The organism is Streptomyces iconiensis (assembly GCF_028657195.3).
GTDB classification, from domain to species: Bacteria; Actinomycetota; Actinomycetes; order Streptomycetales; family Streptomycetaceae; genus Streptomyces; species Streptomyces iconiensis.
This window is the reverse complement of the sequence record NZ_JANCPR020000010.1, coordinates 231,825-248,083: the sequence shown is the minus strand read 5'-3', so window position 1 is coordinate 248,083 and position 16,259 is coordinate 231,825. Positions and strand designations below refer to the sequence as shown.

The following is a 16,259-nucleotide window of genomic DNA, read 5'->3' as shown; positions in this document are numbered from 1 at the left end:
GGCGAAGCCCCCATATTGAACGGGAAGGGGCTTCAAACCACAGGAACAACAACAGGGGGGCACGGGGCGAAGCCCCGAAAAAAAGAGAACGGACTACCGACGCCAGCCGAAGGCCGCCGCACTCCCGTCAGCCCCAGCCTTGTACTCAAGCCCCACAAGGCCGTCGTAACCCGCCTTCTCCAACCGCCCCAACAGAGAACCGAAGTCGAGCGCCCCAGTCCCCGGCGCCCCGCGCCCGGGATTGTCAGCGATCTGCACATGCCCCGTCTTAGGGGCATACGCGTCGATCACAGCGTCCAGGTCCTCCCCATTCATGGACAGGTGGTACAGGTCCATGAGGAACCGCGCGTTACCAAGCCCGGTACGGGCGTTCACCGCGTCAACGACCTCGACAGCCCGCGGCGCACTCACGATCGGGAACACCGGCGCCTCCGGCGCATTCAACGCCTCGACGAGCAGCACGGCCCCGACCCGATCCGCAGCCCGCGCGGCGAACGCGAGGTTCTCCAGCGCGAGCGCGTCCTGCTCCTCCGGCGCGACCCCGTCGACACGGTTGCCGTAGAGCGCGTTGAGCGCACGGCACCCGACGCTGCGTGCGAACTCCGCCGCGACATCCACATTCGCGCGGAACTTCTCGGACTCCTCACCCGGCAGGGAGAGCGCACCCTTGTCCGGCCCCGGCAGCTGGCCGGCGTAGAAGTTCAGCCCGGTGAGCTGGACCCCCGCGTCCTCCAACGCGGAACGCAGCGCGTCGAGTTCGGACTGCTCCGGCACGGGAGCGTCGACCCAGGGCCACCACAGTTCCATCGCGTCGAACCCGGCGGCGGCGACCGCGGCCGGCCGCTCCAGCAGGGGCAGTTCGGTGAAGAGGATCGAGGCGTTGACGGTGAACCGGTACGGGAAAGCCACGGGGACCGCACTCCCTTCCATTTCGCATCGTGGAAGTCATATTCTGCTTACTGAAAGATTGCTACCGAGCCTGGCGCCCTGTCAAGGCCCCCAGCCACAAACGAAGCGGCACACACGGGCGGAGCCGCACGCGCAGCGAGCGAACACACGGCGGGCCGCACGGTGGAGGCGAACACACGGCGAACCGCGCACAAGGCGCGGACCGCAGACAAACAAAGGCCCCGGACGCCGTCCGAAAAGAACGACGATCCGGGGCCAAGGTCTCGGAACCCCCGCGGGCGAAGCCCGCTACCGCTTCAGAGCGACCCCCGCCCACATACTCACAAGCGCGTCATCCATGTCCCCGATACCGACGACACCGGCGGAATCCGGATCGGGGTGCCACCGATGCGGCACCTCGATCCCCGGCTCCACCAACTCCAGCCCATCGAAGAAGCGCGCGAACTCCTCGCGCGGACGCACCTGCGCCTCGCCGCCGTCCGCCTTGTAGACGTTGATGGCCTGCTCCCACTCCTCCGGCGCGAAGTCGGGCGTGCACTGGGAGATGACGACGTACGAGCCCGAGGGCAGCTGGTCCACGAGGCGGCGCACGATGCCGGAGGCGTCCCGCTCGTCGACGATGTAGTGCATGAGACCCACCAGGCACAGCGCGAGCGGGCGCTTCATGTCGAGGGTGTCGAGCAGTTGGGCCGAGTCGAGGATGGAGTCGGGCTCTGTGATGTCCGCCTCGACGTAGGCCGTCCGTCCTTCGGGTGACCCCGTCAGCAGCGCGCGGGCGTGGGCGAGCACGATCGGATCGTTGTCGGCGTAGACGACGCGCGCCGCCGGCACCATGGACTGCACCACCTCGTGCAGGTTGGGGCTGGTGGGGATGCCGGTGCCGATGTCCAGGAACTGGTGGATGCCGCGTTCGGCCAGGTAGCGCGCCGCACGGTGCATGAACGCGCGGTTCGCGCGCGCCGCGTTACGGAAGCCGGGGAAGGCGGCGAGCAGTTTCTCGGCCACCTCGCGGTCGGGCGGGAAGTTGGTCTTGCCGCCGAGGAAGTAGTCGTAGATGCGGGCACTGTGGTGCCGGTCGAGCCCCAGGTCCCGCTCACCGGTCCCGGCGCCCCGCGCGGTGCCCGGCGTGCTGGTCCGTACGGCGGCCGGCTCCGTGCGCGCCGGACGCTCCGTACCAGGCCCCGCGTCGGTCCCGCCGTTCCCCTCGGTCCTGCCGGTCCCGCCGTTCCGGTCGGCGTTCTCGTCCATGTCCGCCCCTTGTCGTGAGGTGATCACCCGCTGCTGTGCGCGAAATCGTAGTTGCTCTCCGTGTGCGGGACGCCTACATTCTGCGCTCGTAACTGCCGCGCCCGGAAGGCTTGTTGCGGTTCACGGGCCCGACGGGTCAGAGGCGCAGGGTGGAACCGAGAGGCACGGGGCGGAACTCCGGCCGGGACCCGTACGCGCTGACCGCGCATATTCTCTGGGTATCTGTACCGGACAGGGGCGCCGATGCCACACTGTTGTGACCGCCCAGTGACCCACGGGAGTCGTAATGCCCGCCATGATGCAGCCGGTCGGCGAGCCGTCACGCAGGGGCTCGCAAGAACCGCAGGCCGGTCCCACGGCACTGCGCATCGTCCTGGGCGTGAAGCTGCGCAGGCTGCGGCAGGAGTACGGGATCACCCGCGAGGAGGCGGGCCGCGCCATCCGCGGCTCCCACGCGAAGATCACGCGGCTGGAGCGCGGGCAGGTGGGCGCCAAGGAGCGCGACCTAGCCGATCTGCTGACGCTCTACCGGGTGCACGACCCCGACGAGCGCGCCGACTTCTTCACGCTCGCGCGGCAGGCCAACTCCCCTGGCTGGTGGCATCAGTACAACGACGTGCTGGAGGACTGGTTCGAGCTGCACCTCGGACTGGAGGACGCCGCTTCGCTCATCAGGACGTACGAGGTCCAGTTCCTGCCCGGGCTGCTCCAGACGGAGGACTACGCCTACGCCGTCAGCCGTCTGGGTTACCCCAACACCGAGCCTCGTACGATCGCACGGCTGGTTGAGCTGCGGATGGCCAGGCAGCGGCTGCTGGCCAGAGAGGATCCGGCGCCGCCGAAACTCTGGGCCGTCGTGGACGAGGCCGTGATGCGGCGCCCGTTCGGCGGCCCCGACGTGATGCGCGGCCAGCTCGAACACCTGCTGAAGATGGTGGAGCTGCCCCATGTGACGCTCCAGATCGCCCCGTTCGAGGTGAGCGCAGCGGCGGCGGGCTCGCCCATCACCCTGCTGCGCTTCGGCGACCCCGACCTGCCGGACAAGGTGTATCTGGAGCATCTGACCGGCGCCGTCTATCTGGACAAGCAGGCGGAGATCGACCAGTACACGCTGATCATGAACCGGCTGGGTGCCGAGGCGTACCAGCCGGACGAGAGCATCGGCTTCATCCGCGAGCTGCTGCGCGAGATGGGCTGACCGTCAGCGCCGCGCGGGTGCCTGGCCGGGCGTCGATACTGTGGGCTCCATGAGGCGATTGAGAGTGGAGTTCACGACCGAGCCCTTCGATCTCGACGAAGCGCCGGCACACGCGGTCGTGGCCCGGGAGATCGTGCAGGCGGGGGCGCTGGACGCGGTGGACGTCGGCCCGTTCGGCAACACGGCCGAGGGTTCGGCCGACGAGGTGCTGGCCACGGTTTCCGCACTGCTCCGGGGGTCGATCGACGCGGGGGCGACCCGGGTATCCTTGCAGGTCAATGTGATCGGGGAGGGCGAGGAGTGATGGGGCGCAGCACAGACGCCTCGGGCCATCCGTTCGTCGTCGCGGTCAAGCCGCTCGTGGACGCGATGGGCGGCTCGATGGTCCCTCCGGACGAGGCACAGGGCGACGATGTCGTCCTGGCCTGGGAGGGCGAGGACGTGGTGGCCGTACGGCTGCCGCATCTGTCCGACTCGCTCGACCACATCCTCGCCGAACTCGAAAGACGGCACGGAGTGCCATTGTCCGAACTCGACCGCCGCACGAAGCAGTCCGTGGTCCGCATCCTGGAGACCCGCGGCGCGTTCTCCGTACGCCACGGCGTCGAGACGGTCGCCTCGGCGCTGGGCGTCAGCCGCTTCACCGTCTACAACTACCTCAACCGCGCCAACGGCGACTGACAAGCCCCCGGGAGATGCGCCCCCGGAGGGGCGCGGGGAACTGCGCGAGCAACCACGCCGCTTCCCGCAGCCGGCAGAGCACAGGCAGGCGCAAGGCGTACCCCGGCGGGACGCCGCACCCGGACCCGGCGAAAGACAGGGGTATGGGGTCACCCCGAGACGCTCCGCGCCAACGGCGACTGACAAGCCCCGGGAGATGCGCCCCCGAAGGGGCGCGGGGAACTGCGCGAGCAACCATGGGGGTACCTCCCTGCTCGAAGAGCTTGGGGGAGCAACCGCCAGCCGGCGAACACGGTCAGGGGCAAGGTCTGCCCCCGGCACGGCACGGCACAGGCAGGCGCAAGGCGTACCCCGGCGGGACGCCGCAGCCGAGCAGTCGAACCCCGCGAAAGACAAGGGACACGGGGTCACCCCGAGACGCTCCGTACGCCGACGCGGCGCGAGCGATTCGCTTCCGGATGCCGGGCTTTGTCTTCCGCGATGTCGAAAGACATTCAACAAAGTGTTGACGCGATGTTGTCCGAGGACTTAGCTGTTCCCAGCCCGAACAGCACCACGGCCTCGGAGGTTCCGTGACTTCGCGTTCGACCCCAGGTCTTGCCTGGTTCAACTCCGCAGAGGAACCCGCCGCTCGCGCCGCACTCCACGAGATGTGCGCCGCCGGAGCCTGGGGGAGCACCCTGCTCGCCCAGCGCCCCTACGGCAGCGTCGAGGATCTCTTCCGTACGAGCGATGATGCCACCGCAGCGCTCACCGACGCCGATCTGGCGGAGGCCATGGCGGGACACCCGCCCATCGGGCGCCCGAAGCCGGGGGATCCGACCTCGTCCCGTGAACAGCGGGGCATGGAGGGATCGTCCGAGGCACTGAAGGCGGAGATGCTCGAACTCAACCTGGCCTACCAGGAGCGGTTCGGCCATGTCTTCCTCATCTGCGCCACCGGTCTGACCGGCGAGCAGATGAGGGACGCCGTCCGTCATCGACTCGACAACTCCCCGCAACAGGAGCGGGAGACCGTGCGGCGGGAGCTGGCGAAGATCAACCGCATTCGCCTCACCCGTCTCACGGAGGAAGGAGCGCCCACGGCATGAGTGGCGAGAACCTCACCTCGGTGTCCACGCACATCCTGGACACCAGCCTCGGCCGCCCCGCCGCTGGCGTCGATGTGCGGATGTCCGCACGGAACAACCGGGCCGCGGGGGACGGAGCCGCGTGGTCACCCCACGGCACCTCCGTGACCGATGCCGACGGGCGCTGCAAGGACTTTCCGGCGCTGCCGGAAGGCACCACCCATGTACGGCTCGTCTTCGAGACCGAGGCGTACTTCTCACAGAACAAGCGAGCCGAGGCCCAGCAGGACGCCCCCGCGCTACGGGACAGCGACGCGTTTTTCCCGGAAGTGGCGATCACCTTCGCCGTCGATCCGGGCGAGCACTACCACGTGCCGCTGCTGCTCACCCCGTTCGGCTACTCCGTGTACCGAGGGAGCTGACATACACGTGCCCACGATTCTTGGCCAGAACCAGTACGGCAAGGCGGAGAACCGCGTCGTCAAGATCACGCGGGAAGGCGACACCCACCACATCAAGGACCTCAACGTGTCCGTCGCCCTCAGTGGCGACCTGGACGAGGTCCACTACTCCGGGTCCAACGCCCATGTGCTGCCCACCGACACAACCAAGAACACCGTGTTCGCCTTCGCGAAGGAACACGGCATCGAGTCCGCCGAGGCGTTCGGCATCCTGCTGGCCCGGCACTTCGTGGACAGCTGCGAGCCCATCCGCACGGCCCGCATCCGCGTCGAGGAGTACACCTGGGACCGGATCGCGACCAGCGACGCCAACTCCCGGTTCATCGGCGCCGACGAGGTCCAGCACTCCTTCGTGCGCCAGGGCCAGGAGACCCGCACCGCGCAGATCACGTACGACGGCGAGAACGTCGAGGTGCTGTCCGGGCTCAAGGGGCTCACGGTCCTGAACTCCACCAACTCGGAGTTCTGGGGCTACATCAAGGACCGCTACACGACCCTCCGCGAGGACTACGACCGTATCCTCGCGACCGAGGTCACCTCCGTGTGGCGCCACAACTGGACCGGCGCCGAGGGCGTGCGTACCCCCAACTGGGAGAAGTCGTACGCCCAGTCGAAGAAGCACATGCTGCAGGCCTTCGCGGAGACGTACTCGCTGTCGCTCCAGCAAACGCTGTACCAGATGGGCGCGCGCGCCATCAACAGCAGGCCGGAGATAGACGAGATCCGGTTCTCCATGCCGAACAAGCACCACTTCAAGGTGGACCTCGAACCGTTCGGGATGAAGAACGAGGCCGCTGACGGTGCCGTCTACCTCGCGGCCGACCGTCCCTACGGCCTGATCGAGGCGACGGTGCTGCGTGACGGCGCCGAAGCGCGCATACCTTTCGACATGACCAACCTCTGATCTTTCCCCCTGCCCCGCCTCCCGCCCTGCCCCGCTCCCTTCTCGCCCTCCCGCCGGGAGGTGCCTGCGGGGGAACGAGGGATCAGCGGCGGGGCAGGGGCCTCAACCCCGCAGCGAGGACACCATGGCGGAAACAGCCCCAGACAGCTCGCGCGTCGTCATCGAGAACTGCGCGATAGCGACGGTCGACGCGGAGGACACCGAGTACGCCTCGGGTCACCTCGTCATCAACGACAACCGCATCGAGTCCCTCGGTGCCGGCCCGGCCCCCGAAGGGCTCACCCATGTCACGCGCCGTATCGACGGCACGGGGCATCTGCTCACGCCCGGGCTGGTCAACACCCACCACCACTACTACCAGTGGCTCACCCGCGGCCTGGCGACGGACTCCAACCTCTTCAACTGGCTCGTGGCCCTCTACCCCACCTGGGCCCGTATCGACGAGGAGATGGTCCACGCGGCGGCCCGCGGTTCGCTCGCCATGATGGTGCGCGGCGGTGTGACCACCGCGATGGACCACCACTACGTCTTCCCGCGCGGCAGCGGCGATCTGCTGGGCGCCGAGATCCGCGCCGCGGCCGAACTGGGCGTGCGCTTCACCGCGGCGCGCGGCTCGATGGACAGGGGCGAGTCGGACGGGGGGCTGCCGCCCGACTTCGCCGTCGAGACGACGGAGGGCGCGCTGAAGGCGACCGAGGCGGCCATCGACACGTACCACGACGCCTCGTTCGGCTCGATGCTGCACATCGCGGTCGCGCCCTGCTCACCGTTCTCCGTCTCCACCGAACTCATGCGCCAGGGCGCCGAGTTGGCCCGTCGCAAGGGCGTGCGGCTGCATACGCACGGCTCGGAGACGGCGGAGGAGGAGAAGTTCTGCCACGAGCTGTTCGGCATGGGGCCCACCGACTACTTCGAGTCGACGGGCTGGCTCGGCGAGGACGTATGGATGGCCCACTGCGTCCATATGACCGACGCCGACATCGCGGCCTTCGGCCGTACGAAGACCGGCGCCGCGCACTGCCCCTCCTCCAACGCCCGGCTGGGCGCGGGGATCGCGCGGGTGCCCGACATGCTGGAAGCCGGGGTGCCCGTCGGGCTGGGCGTGGACGGCACCGCCTCCAACGAGTCGGGCGAGCTGCACACCGAACTGCGGAACGCGCTGCTCGTCAACCGCCTCGGTCCCCACAAGGAGAACGCGCTGACTGTGCGTCAGTCGCTGCGCATGGGTACCTATGGCGGGGCCCAAGTGCTGGGCCGCGCACAGGAGACGGGCTCGCTGGAGCCGGGCAAGCTCGCCGACGCCGTGCTGTGGAAGCTCGACGGCATCGGCCACTCCTCCATCGCCGACCCGGTCGCCGCGCTGGTCCTCGGCGCCGCCGCACCGGTCACCCTCTCCTTCGTCAACGGGAAGCCCGTGGTCGAGAACGGCCGCCTGCTCAACGCCGACGAGGACGAGATCGCGCGCGGGGCGCGGGACGAGTCCAGGCGCCTCGCCCGTATCGCAGCGCAGGCCGGCTGACCTTCGCCGCTCTCCGGGCCGTTCGGCGCCGGGGCCCAGGACACCGGCCGGGAGGGACGGCTCCCGGCCGGTTCACCACCGCGACGCCGATCGGCGCGCGACACCCGGCAGCACCCTCGCTCCACCCCCCCCGCACTCAGACCCCCGCTCTGACCTCTCACTGACCCCCGCAACACCCGCACTCCGCAACACCCCTGCGGAACCCCCCACTTCACCTGCGACCCCCCTCACCCTCACGGGGTCCTGTCATGCTCCGTTCACGACGAGCATGGGCGCGACGGCAAACAACCGCACACCGAGCACCACCTCGCACCACCTCCCTGAAAGCGCGTGCCGCAAGCACTGAGATCGACAGGAGGACCGCAGTGGCCAAGACGCCCAGGTTCACCGCGCAAGGCAAGTCAGCGGACAGCAGTGGGGAGGTATCGGAACAGTCCCCACCGGGGGAGACGCAGGAGAAGCACCCTGTCGATCAGGGCATGCCGCCACTGAAGCTGTTCACCACCGGCCTCCAGCACGTCGCTGCGATGTACGCCGGGGTCGTGGCCCCACCGCTCGTCATCGGCGCCGCCGTAGGACTGTCGGTCACCGAACTGACCTTCCTCACCGGCGCCAGTCTCTTCATGGCCGGCCTCGCCACGCTCCTCCAGACGCTCGGCGTCTGGAAGATCGGTGCCCGCCTCCCCTTCGTCAACGGCGTGACCTTCGCGACCGTGGCACCCATGCTCGCCATCAACAAGTCCGAGGGGCCGGAGAACGCGCTCCCCGTCATCTTCGGCGCCACGATGGTCGCGGCGGCGCTCGGCTTCATCGGGGCGCCGTTCTTCAGCAAGCTCGTACGCTTCTTCCCACCTGTCGTCACGGGCAGCGTCATCACGCTGATCGGCATATCCCTGCTGCCCGTCGCCTTCAACTGGGCGCAGGGCGGCAATGAGAAGGACCCCCACTACGGCGACGGCAAGTACATCGCCATGGCCGGGGTCACCCTGCTCATCGTGTTGCTGCTACGCCGGTTCACCACCGGCTTCATGAAGCAGATCGCGGTGCTGATCGGCCTCGTTGTCGGCACGCTGATCGCGATACCCGTCGGCATCACGGACTTCACCGCCGTCAGGGAAGCCGACATCATCGGCTTCCCCACGCCCTTCCACTTCGGGGCGCCCCAGTTCGCCATCGCCGCGATCATCTCCATGTGCGTCGTCATGCTCGTCTCGATGACCGAGTCGACGGCCGACATGCTGGCCCTGGGCGAGATCGTCGACAAGCCGTCCGGCGAGAAGACGATCGCCGCGGGACTGCGCGCCGACACAGCGGGCTCTTTCGTCAGCCCCTTCTTCAACGGCTTCATGTGCAGCGCCTTCGCGCAGAACATCGGACTCGTCGCGATGACCCGGGTCCGCAGCCGCTTCGTCGTCGCGGCCGGCGGCGGCATCCTCGTCCTCATGGGGCTGTGTCCGCTGGCCGCCTCGCTCATCGCGTCCGTACCCCAGCCCGTGCTCGGCGGTGCGGGCGTCGTGCTCTTCGGGTCGGTCGCGGCCAGCGGTATCCAGACCCTGATGAAGGCCGGTCTGGACAAGGACAACAACGTTCTCATCGTCGGTGTCTCGCTCGCCGTCGGCGTCATCCCGATCGCGGCGCCGGAGTTCTACCACGCGTTCCCCGAGAGCGCGAAGATCATCCTCGACTCCGGGATCTCCACGGGCTGCGTCACCGCCGTCATCCTCAACCTCGTCTTCAACCATCTCGGGAACAAGAGCCACCGCGAGGACGAAATGGTCACGCATCCGATGGAGCCGGGCGAGGGGATTCCGCACCAGCGGACCCTCGCGTAACGGCGGGCCACGCATCCGGTGGCGAGCCACCACGGTGGGGCCCGGTGTGTGGCGGACGGCTGAAGCCCAGCCGTGCGCCCCACCACCGGGCCCACTTCGTCGTCGGCGGGCGCACGGGCGCGGTCGCGGGCTGGGCGGGGCGGTGCGGTGCGGGCTGGGGCGGGGAGCAGCGCGGAGGGGTGCGGAACGGAGGGCCCGGGTTCAGGCCCCGGCCGGGGCTCAGGTCCCGGTCCGGTCAGGCCCCGGTCCGGTCAGGTCCCGGCCAGGGCTCAGGTCCCGGTCCCGTCAGGTCTCCATCGCGTCCCAGAAGTGGTCGAGGATGTCGGCCATGAAGTCGCGGGACGCGTCACGCGCACCCGCCGACGACGCCTGGCCCCAGCCGAGGGAGGCCGTGGTCACAGACGCGTACGCCTCCTGGAGTGCGCGCAGCCCGTCCTCGACGTACGGGCGCGGAAGCGGCACGATCCGTGTGACGGGACCCGAGTACGCCTGCCAGCGCGAGGTGACGGCGCGGCGCAGCAGGCCCGCCAACTCCTCGCCGCGCCCTGTGAGTTCGACAAAGGCGGGAACGGGCAGCCGCAGTACGCCGGCGAGGGCTTCGGCCTGCCGTGCGTCCCCTGTCCACACGCCCGTCTCCTCGACGCGGGCGTACACGGCGGCGTCCATGCCGGCCTCCATCGCGACATCGGCGGCCGAGAGCGAGCGGGCGAGCCGGAACTCGCGCAGCGTGCGCGGCTCGCCCAGCAGATCGCCCGCTGAGCACCACAACGCGCCCGCCAGCGCTGTGAGCTGGCGCTCGTCGGGCGTCAGCTCGCCGTGCTCCCACGCGACGACCGTCGCGGGTTCGATGTCGAGGCCGTACGCGGCGTGCATGCCGTACGCGACATCGGCGGGTCCCATGCCGAGCCCTTCCCGCGCCCGCAGCGCCGCCGTGCCGTCGAACGAACTGCCGCCGGACCCCGGTGACATGCTGTAGCGCATCGGCTCACCGTACGGGTACGCGCGCCTCACGCCTACGGTGTATTCGCCCGAAGTGCGTGCTCGTAGGAATCTCTTTCGTTCAGCGGTAGGCGGCAGAGCCGCCGATCGTCCCGCTCCTCAAGATCAGTTGACGCCGTTTTTACCCGGTCACCGCAGGTGAGAGCATCGCGCGCACGGTTCTCCGCGATCATTTGGGACGCGCGTGCGATGCTTGCGTTCATGACGGCGACCGTGTCAGGTGACTTCGAGCTGACCATGGACGAACTGCGGGTCGTAGCACGCTACGTGGCCCAGACCGCTCAGGAAGTACTCCCCGTGTTCGAGGACGCCAGCCCAGGAGACCCTCGGCCCCGGGCGGCCCTTGACGCCGCATGGGAGTTCGTCAACGGTGCGAGAAGGACCAAGCTGCAGCGTGTCACCTCGCTGGACGCACACCGAGCGGCGAAGGAAGCCCGTACCGAAGCCTCGCGTCTCGCCGCGCGTGCCGCCGGCGATGCCGCATCGGCCGCCTACCTCCATCCGATCGCGAAGGCTCACCAGGTGGGCCACATCCTGCGCGCCGCCGCGAGCGCGGCGCGCGTGGCCGAAATCAGCGCGGGCGACGATCCCGCGGTCGGGAACAGTGCGATCGAGCAGGCGAGGCAGCGTGCCACACCGGTCCTGATCGGCGTTCTGCACCGGTACCCCCTCGCGCCGCCCGGCAGGGACCGCGTCGCGCAACTGATGACCGCCTTGGACACCTCCCTGCGCGCCTCCCGCTGAGCGCCGGCCGGCTGGAACCGCATCCGCTGTCCTCTTGGGACACCCCCGGCGGAGGTTTCAGTCACCGCGTCGGCGAAGGCCGACGAGGCCGGCGACTCCCTCGTCGTCATGACCACCCTGGGCCAGCCGTGCGGCCATCAACTCCGTGAAGGGGGCCATCAACTCCGTGAAGGGGGCGAGGAGTTCGGTGCTCACGCCCTGTCGGCGCGCGGTGTCCACCAGTGTCGCGTCGCCCGCGGTCATCATGGCGAGGTTGGAGACGACGCCCTCGGTGTAGTCGCCGCTCTCCAGCTGCGCGGCCATGCCGTCGATCGCGCCCGCCATGGAACCGAGCCAGCCGGAGAGCAGCGGCGCGAACTCCCCCGGAGCGAAACCCTTTTCGGGCCGCATCAGCGCGAACGCATGGGTGATTCCGGCGAACATGCCGGTCGTGGCGCTGAGCAGCGCCACGTCGTGCAGTGCGGCGTGGCCGGCGTCCTCCCCGACGTACGAGGTGGCGGCGGGCACGGCGAGCGTCGCGACGTGCTCCTCGAACAGGGCGCGGTCCCCGCTGTAGAAGACGTAACCGCCGGAAGCGGGCTGCCCGATCATCGTCGGCACCGCCATGATCCCGGCGTCCAGGAAACGGGCGCCGCGCTCCTCGGCCCAGCGCGCCCGCGCCCTGCCCTGCTCGGGCGTGCCGGTGGTGAGGTTGACGAGGTCCTTCTCGCTTCTGGTGGTCGCATGCCTGCTCGACGACGCGTCCGTCGGCACCGCGCTGGCGGACGCCGACCCCGCGGGCGTCAAGTCGGCCAGTGCTGCCCCGACCATGCCGAGGCCGAGCCCGACCGCCACCATCGGCGCGACGGCCAAGGCCCAAGGCAGCGTGGAGCCTTGCGCCTCGATCAGCCACGCGTAGCCGGCCAGCGTGAAAGCGGCCAGCAGGGCCCCGCTCTGGGGCGCGCGCCGTCCGTGCCGGCCGACGAGGTGCATCGCCAGCCAGGCACCGCCCATTTCACCGGCGGAGGCCACGACGAAGCCCAGCGCTGCCTGTCCCGGAGTCAGGGCGAGGCCGTCCTGCATGAACAGGGCCCATGCCAGGAAGAACACGCCGGACAGCAGCCCGAAGACGAGCTGTGCGGCCAGACCTCACGCCCTGCGGTGCGTTGCGGGCGGCGACGAGTACCCCTGGCGCACCCAGACCTCCCAGCAGGCAGCCGGCCAGTGTCAGAAGGATGCCGGCCCGCAGCGATCTGCTGGCGATGCTCTTCACCACGGGGCGAGGTTCCGCCGATGCCGCGCGGCTCGGCGAGGTCGTCGGCGGCGCGGGTGAGCCGGGGCCGGTTAGCCTGGGCCGATCGGTCCAGGCTAACCGCGTGTCCGGTTGCCGTCTTTGATCGTGTAGCTGTCGACGACGAGGAGAGTTTTAGTGAGTACGGATGTTCTGCGGCGCATGGAGAAGACGATGAACTCCCATGACCTGGACGCGTTCGCCGACTGCTTCACCGAGGACTTCCGCTCGGTGCTTCCGCTCCACCCGGAACGGTCCTTCACCGGCCGTGCGCAGATGCGGAGCAACTGGGCGGCCCTCTTCGCGCATGTTCCCGACCTCGTGGGGACGGTCCTGCAGTCCGTCGTGGACGGGGACCAGGTGTGGAGCGAGTGGGAGATCGTCGGCACCACGGTGGAGGGCGAGCCGTACCTGTCGCGGGGCGTGGTCATCCTGCGACCGAGTGGCGAGCGGATCGCGTCGGTCCGGTTCTACCTCGAAAACGCCGACGCCGACGCCGAAACGGGTTCGGTCGCCGGAGCCCCGGCCGCGTAGTCGCTCCCGCCGAGTGCGGCCCGCACCCTCCGCACCAGCGGGAGGGGGCGGGCCGTCGGCGCGTCGGGTCAGACCGTACGGGTGTCGAAGTGCGGGGTGACGGCCAGGAGTTGGCTCAGGTCCGTGTCGGGGCCGTGCTCGGTGGGTTCGGCGCCCGAGGTGAACAGGCGTGCGCCCGCTTCGATGCCGCCCAGTGTGAGGGTGCCGGTCCCCGCGCCCTCCTCCGTGGAGAGGCGCAGCCATGTGCCCTCGCGCAGGCCGAGCACCGGCACGTCGTTCTCCTCCATGAACTGGTTCAGCCGCTCCTCGCGGGTCTCGCCCATGTGCGCGCTCGCGGGTGCCGGGTCGAGGTAGTGCGGGTTGATCTGGAAGGGGACCAGGTCCAGCGCCTCGAAGGAGGGCGGCTGGACGATCGGCATGTCGTTGGTCGTACGCAGCGTCGGGCAGGCCATGTTGGTGCCGGCGCTGGAACCCATGTACGGGGCGCCGGCGCGCACCCGTTCGGCCACGGCCTCCACGAGGCCGCGCTCATGGAGCGACTTGAGCAGCCGGAAGCTGTTCCCGCCGCCGATGAAGACCGCCTGCGCCGAGGCCGCCAGCTCGCGCGGGTCGGAGCCGGTGTGGATGCCGCGCACGCGGATGCCGAGGCCCTCCATGAAGGAGGCGACCTTCGCGGTGTAGCCGTCGTGGTCGGCGAGCGCGTACGGCACGAACAGCAGTTCGTCGACGCCGGAAAGATGACCGGCGATGACCTCGCGGGCGTGTTCCAGGTAACCGCGCCCGGGGGCGGCGGAGTTGGAGAGCAGCAGCAGCTTCATCGTGTGGGTTCAGCCTTTCTTGGGTGAGGTGCGGGGCGCGGACGCGCTGTCGGGACGGTGCCCGCGCACCCGGCGCGGGGTGAGCAGTTCACTGAGCCCCTCGGCCGCGGCGCGCAGGGGTATCAGCAGATCCTGCTTGCGGCCAGCGAGCTGTTCGTGCGGGCCGACGAGCGTGAGCGAACCGATCGGCTGCGAGCGCACCACGACGGGCACGGCGAGCCCCGCCGTCGCGGGGTCGTACTCGCCCTCCGAGTACGCGTAGCCCTCGGCTGGCACCCGGCTCATCAGCTCTTCCAGCTCGCCCGGGTCGGTCACGGTCAGCTCGCTGAAGCGGGCCATGGGCCGCCCGTACAGCAGCGTCGTACGGGCGCCTGGCGTGAGCATCCCGAAGTACGCGCGTGAGGTGGCGCCCGCGTGTGCGGGGTACAGCTCGTCGGCCAGCCGGTAGGCACGCAGCGGGCCCGAGGAGCCGTCGGCCGACTCGACGCAGCGCAGGTGCGCCCCGTCGGGCACGGCGAACAGCGCGGTCACGCCGCTGGCCGTGGCCAGCTCGCGCAGCGCCGGCCGGACCAGCCCCGCCATGCCGCCGTGCCGCTCCCACGCGGTTGACATGTGCCACACGGCGGGGCCCAGGCGATAGCGCCTGGTCACGGCGTCGGAGACCAGGAAACCCCGGTGGGCGAGTGAGGCCAGCAGGCGCTGGGTGACGGACTTGTCCCAGCCGAAGTCGGCAGCGAGATCCGTCACACCCCACTCCTCCCGGTCGTGGGAGAAGGCAAGCAGAACCTGGAGAGCGCGGTCCGCGGTCTGGAGCGGTGCTCCTCGATCGGTAGTCACACACGGCACCCTATCGTTAAGTGAATTACTGTCTCTCATATAGGGAAAAGGTTGCTCTCACGGAACCCCGGAGAGAACCTTTTGCGCAACCGCACCACCACGCATGACGCGCAGCCCTGCCTCACGCAGCGCATCCCGCACGTCACAGCACCACAGCGCACCAAGGAGCCGCCGTGCTCAAGCACGTTCTCGACGTCATCGAACTCCTCGACCGCCCCCAGGCCGACGGACACACCCTCGCCGCGCACCTGCGCGCCGTACTCGACCGGGCCACCGAGGAGTCCGGCGGCGCGGCGCCGGCCGACCGCAAGCCCGTCGACATCAGCGTGAAGCGTGTCGAGGGCGCCAAGGGCGGCACCGACTTCGTCAAGGTCGTCGTCCCCGGCCGCTCCGGAGCACGCTCCGGAGGCCAGGCCCCCACCCTCGGCGTACTCGGCCGTCTCGGCGGCGTCGGAGCGCGCCCCGAGCGCACCGGCATCGTCTCCGACGCCGACGGCGCCGTCGCCGCGCTCTCCGCAGCGGCCAAGCTGCTCGACATGTACGGGCGCGGCGACGTCCTCGACGGCGACGTGATCCTCAGCACCCACGTCTGCCCCGACGCGCCCACCAGGCCGCACGACCCGGTGCCGTTCATGGACTCGCCCGTCTCCATCCTCGACTGCAACCGCGAGGAGATCGACGGGGCCATGGACGCGGTCGTCTCCATCGACACGACCAAGGGCAACCGGCTCCTCAACCACCGGGGCATCGCCCTCTCGCCGACCGTCAAGGAGGGCTGGATCCTCCGTGTCAGCGACGACCTCCTGGGTGTACTGGAGACCGTCACGGGCGAGGCGGCGCACGTTCTGCCGATCACCACGCAGGACATCACCCCGTACGGCAACGGCGTGCACCACATCAACTCGATCATGCAGCCCTGCGTCGCGACCTCCGCACCCGTCGTGGGCCTCGCCCTCACCGCGCAGAGCGCCGTCGCGGGCTGTGCGACCGGCGCCTCGCACGAGACGGACATCGCGGCGGCTGCCCGCTTCGCCATCGAGTCGGCGAAGGAGTACGGCCGCGGGGTCGTCAGCTTCCACGACGCGGACGAGTTCGACCGCCTTGTCGACCTGTACGGCCCAATGACCCGACTGCAGTCCACGGAAGGGTCCACAGAGGACTGAGCCCGACCCCCCGGCCCGCCACGCGCCGTTGTCCCCGTATCGCGGTTGTCCCGTACCGCGGCTGCCCTCGTA

17 protein-coding genes are annotated in these 16,259 nt (G+C 69.7%); 11 read left to right on the top strand and 6 right to left on the bottom strand.

Annotated features, from left to right (window positions below; all coding sequences use genetic code 11):
- Positions 1-93: 93 nt before the first annotated feature.
- Together NMN56_RS13095 and NMN56_RS13090 are read right to left on the bottom strand one after the other, a co-directional pair.
- Positions 94-930 (bottom strand): TIM barrel protein, encoded by an 837-nt coding sequence (locus tag NMN56_RS13095; RefSeq protein WP_274047554.1) that lies wholly within the window; start codon positions 928-930, stop codon positions 94-96.
- 267 nt (positions 931-1,197) lie between these two features.
- Positions 1,198-2,157 (bottom strand): SAM-dependent methyltransferase, encoded by a 960-nt coding sequence (locus NMN56_RS13090; RefSeq protein WP_274047552.1) that lies wholly within the window; start codon positions 2,155-2,157, stop codon positions 1,198-1,200.
- A gap of 286 nt (positions 2,158-2,443) precedes the next feature.
- Here NMN56_RS13090 and NMN56_RS13085 point away from each other — a divergent pair, with 286 nt between their 5' ends.
- The 8 genes from NMN56_RS13085 (at position 2,444) to NMN56_RS13050 (ending at position 9,822) form a co-directional block, all read left to right on the top strand.
- Positions 2,444-3,355 carry a helix-turn-helix domain-containing protein gene (locus NMN56_RS13085; RefSeq protein ID WP_274047550.1) on the top strand — a complete coding sequence of 304 codons (912 nt, stop codon included), beginning with the start codon at positions 2,444-2,446 and terminating at the stop codon, positions 3,353-3,355.
- Positions 3,356-3,404: 49 nt separating this feature from the next.
- A complete protein-coding gene (locus NMN56_RS13080) occupies positions 3,405-3,659 on the top strand; it encodes a YkoF family thiamine-binding protein (protein ID WP_274047549.1) in 255 nt (84 codons plus the stop codon).
- Positions 3,659-4,036 carry a helix-turn-helix domain-containing protein gene (locus NMN56_RS13075; protein ID WP_274047548.1) on the top strand — a complete coding sequence of 126 codons (378 nt, stop codon included), beginning with the start codon at positions 3,659-3,661 and terminating at the stop codon, positions 4,034-4,036. Before NMN56_RS13080 ends, NMN56_RS13075 begins: the two co-directional genes overlap by 1 nt.
- Positions 4,037-4,608: 572 nt before the next feature.
- Positions 4,609-5,127 carry a 2-oxo-4-hydroxy-4-carboxy-5-ureidoimidazoline decarboxylase gene (gene uraD, locus NMN56_RS13070; protein WP_274047547.1) on the top strand — a complete coding sequence of 173 codons (519 nt, stop codon included), beginning with the start codon at positions 4,609-4,611 and terminating at the stop codon, positions 5,125-5,127.
- Positions 5,124-5,528: a hydroxyisourate hydrolase gene (uraH, locus tag NMN56_RS13065; protein ID WP_274047546.1), complete on the top strand. Its 405-nt coding sequence runs from the start codon at positions 5,124-5,126 to the stop codon at positions 5,526-5,528. Before uraD ends, uraH begins: the two co-directional genes overlap by 4 nt.
- A gap of 7 nt (positions 5,529-5,535) precedes the next feature.
- Positions 5,536-6,471: a factor-independent urate hydroxylase gene (gene pucL / locus NMN56_RS13060; RefSeq protein ID WP_274047544.1), complete on the top strand. Its 936-nt coding sequence runs from the start codon at positions 5,536-5,538 to the stop codon at positions 6,469-6,471.
- A gap of 124 nt (positions 6,472-6,595) precedes the next feature.
- A complete protein-coding gene (locus tag NMN56_RS13055; RefSeq protein WP_274047542.1) occupies positions 6,596-7,990 on the top strand; it encodes an 8-oxoguanine deaminase in 1,395 nt (464 codons plus the stop codon).
- 365 nt (positions 7,991-8,355) lie between these two features.
- Complete coding sequence (locus NMN56_RS13050; protein WP_430542553.1) at positions 8,356-9,822, top strand: nucleobase:cation symporter-2 family protein; 1,467 nt, start codon at positions 8,356-8,358, stop codon at positions 9,820-9,822.
- 285 nt (positions 9,823-10,107) lie between these two features.
- Here NMN56_RS13050 and NMN56_RS13045 read toward each other — a convergent pair whose 3' ends face one another.
- Positions 10,108-10,803, bottom strand: a complete 696-nt coding sequence (locus NMN56_RS13045) for a helix-turn-helix transcriptional regulator (RefSeq protein ID WP_274047541.1) — start codon at positions 10,801-10,803, stop codon at positions 10,108-10,110.
- Positions 10,804-11,022: 219 nt separating this feature from the next.
- Here NMN56_RS13045 and NMN56_RS13040 point away from each other — a divergent pair, with 219 nt between their 5' ends.
- A complete protein-coding gene (locus tag NMN56_RS13040; RefSeq protein WP_274047540.1) occupies positions 11,023-11,565 on the top strand; it encodes a putative immunity protein in 543 nt (180 codons plus the stop codon).
- Between the two features lie 57 nt (positions 11,566-11,622).
- On the opposite strand, the gene NMN56_RS13035 is transcribed toward NMN56_RS13040, so the two are convergent.
- Complete coding sequence (locus tag NMN56_RS13035; protein WP_274047539.1) at positions 11,623-12,654, bottom strand: imine reductase family protein; 1,032 nt, start codon at positions 12,652-12,654, stop codon at positions 11,623-11,625.
- A gap of 319 nt (positions 12,655-12,973) precedes the next feature.
- On the opposite strand from NMN56_RS13035, the gene NMN56_RS13030 reads away from it, so the two are divergent.
- Entirely contained in the window at positions 12,974-13,369 is a 396-nt protein-coding gene (locus NMN56_RS13030) for a nuclear transport factor 2 family protein (protein WP_274047538.1), read from the top strand.
- 68 nt (positions 13,370-13,437) lie between these two features.
- Here the strand turns inward: NMN56_RS13030 and pepE are convergent, their stop codons facing one another.
- Both pepE and NMN56_RS13020 read right to left on the bottom strand, forming a co-directional pair.
- A complete protein-coding gene (pepE, locus tag NMN56_RS13025) occupies positions 13,438-14,187 on the bottom strand; it encodes a dipeptidase PepE (protein WP_274047536.1) in 750 nt (249 codons plus the stop codon).
- A 9-nt stretch (positions 14,188-14,196) separates the two neighbouring features.
- Positions 14,197-15,024, bottom strand: a complete 828-nt coding sequence (locus NMN56_RS13020) for an IclR family transcriptional regulator (protein ID WP_274047535.1) — start codon at positions 15,022-15,024, stop codon at positions 14,197-14,199.
- Positions 15,025-15,197: 173 nt separating this feature from the next.
- Here NMN56_RS13020 and NMN56_RS13015 point away from each other — a divergent pair, with 173 nt between their 5' ends.
- Positions 15,198-16,187: a DUF1177 domain-containing protein gene (locus NMN56_RS13015; RefSeq protein ID WP_274047533.1), complete on the top strand. Its 990-nt coding sequence runs from the start codon at positions 15,198-15,200 to the stop codon at positions 16,185-16,187.
- Positions 16,188-16,259: the final 72 nt, after the last annotated feature.

What these genes read in the sequence shown, in the direction of transcription:
- NMN56_RS13040 (WP_274047540.1), top strand. Translation starts at nt 11,023, where the DNA reads ATGACGGCGACCGTGTCAGGTGACTTCGAGCTGACCATGGACGAACTG.
- NMN56_RS13080 (WP_274047549.1), top strand. Translation starts at nt 3,405, where the DNA reads ATGAGGCGATTGAGAGTGGAGTTCACGACCGAGCCCTTCGATCTCGAC.
- NMN56_RS13045 (WP_274047541.1), bottom strand. Translation starts at nt 10,803, where the DNA reads ATGCGCTACAGCATGTCACCGGGGTCCGGCGGCAGTTCGTTCGACGGC.
- NMN56_RS13075 (WP_274047548.1), top strand. Translation starts at nt 3,659, where the DNA reads ATGGGGCGCAGCACAGACGCCTCGGGCCATCCGTTCGTCGTCGCGGTC.
- NMN56_RS13085 (WP_274047550.1), top strand. Translation starts at nt 2,444, where the DNA reads ATGCCCGCCATGATGCAGCCGGTCGGCGAGCCGTCACGCAGGGGCTCG.
- NMN56_RS13090 (WP_274047552.1), bottom strand. Translation starts at nt 2,157, where the DNA reads ATGGACGAGAACGCCGACCGGAACGGCGGGACCGGCAGGACCGAGGGG.
- pepE (WP_274047536.1), bottom strand. Translation starts at nt 14,187, where the DNA reads ATGAAGCTGCTGCTGCTCTCCAACTCCGCCGCCCCCGGGCGCGGTTAC.
- NMN56_RS13095 (WP_274047554.1), bottom strand. Translation starts at nt 930, where the DNA reads ATGGAAGGGAGTGCGGTCCCCGTGGCTTTCCCGTACCGGTTCACCGTC.
- NMN56_RS13055 (WP_274047542.1), top strand. Translation starts at nt 6,596, where the DNA reads ATGGCGGAAACAGCCCCAGACAGCTCGCGCGTCGTCATCGAGAACTGC.
- uraH (WP_274047546.1), top strand. Translation starts at nt 5,124, where the DNA reads ATGAGTGGCGAGAACCTCACCTCGGTGTCCACGCACATCCTGGACACC.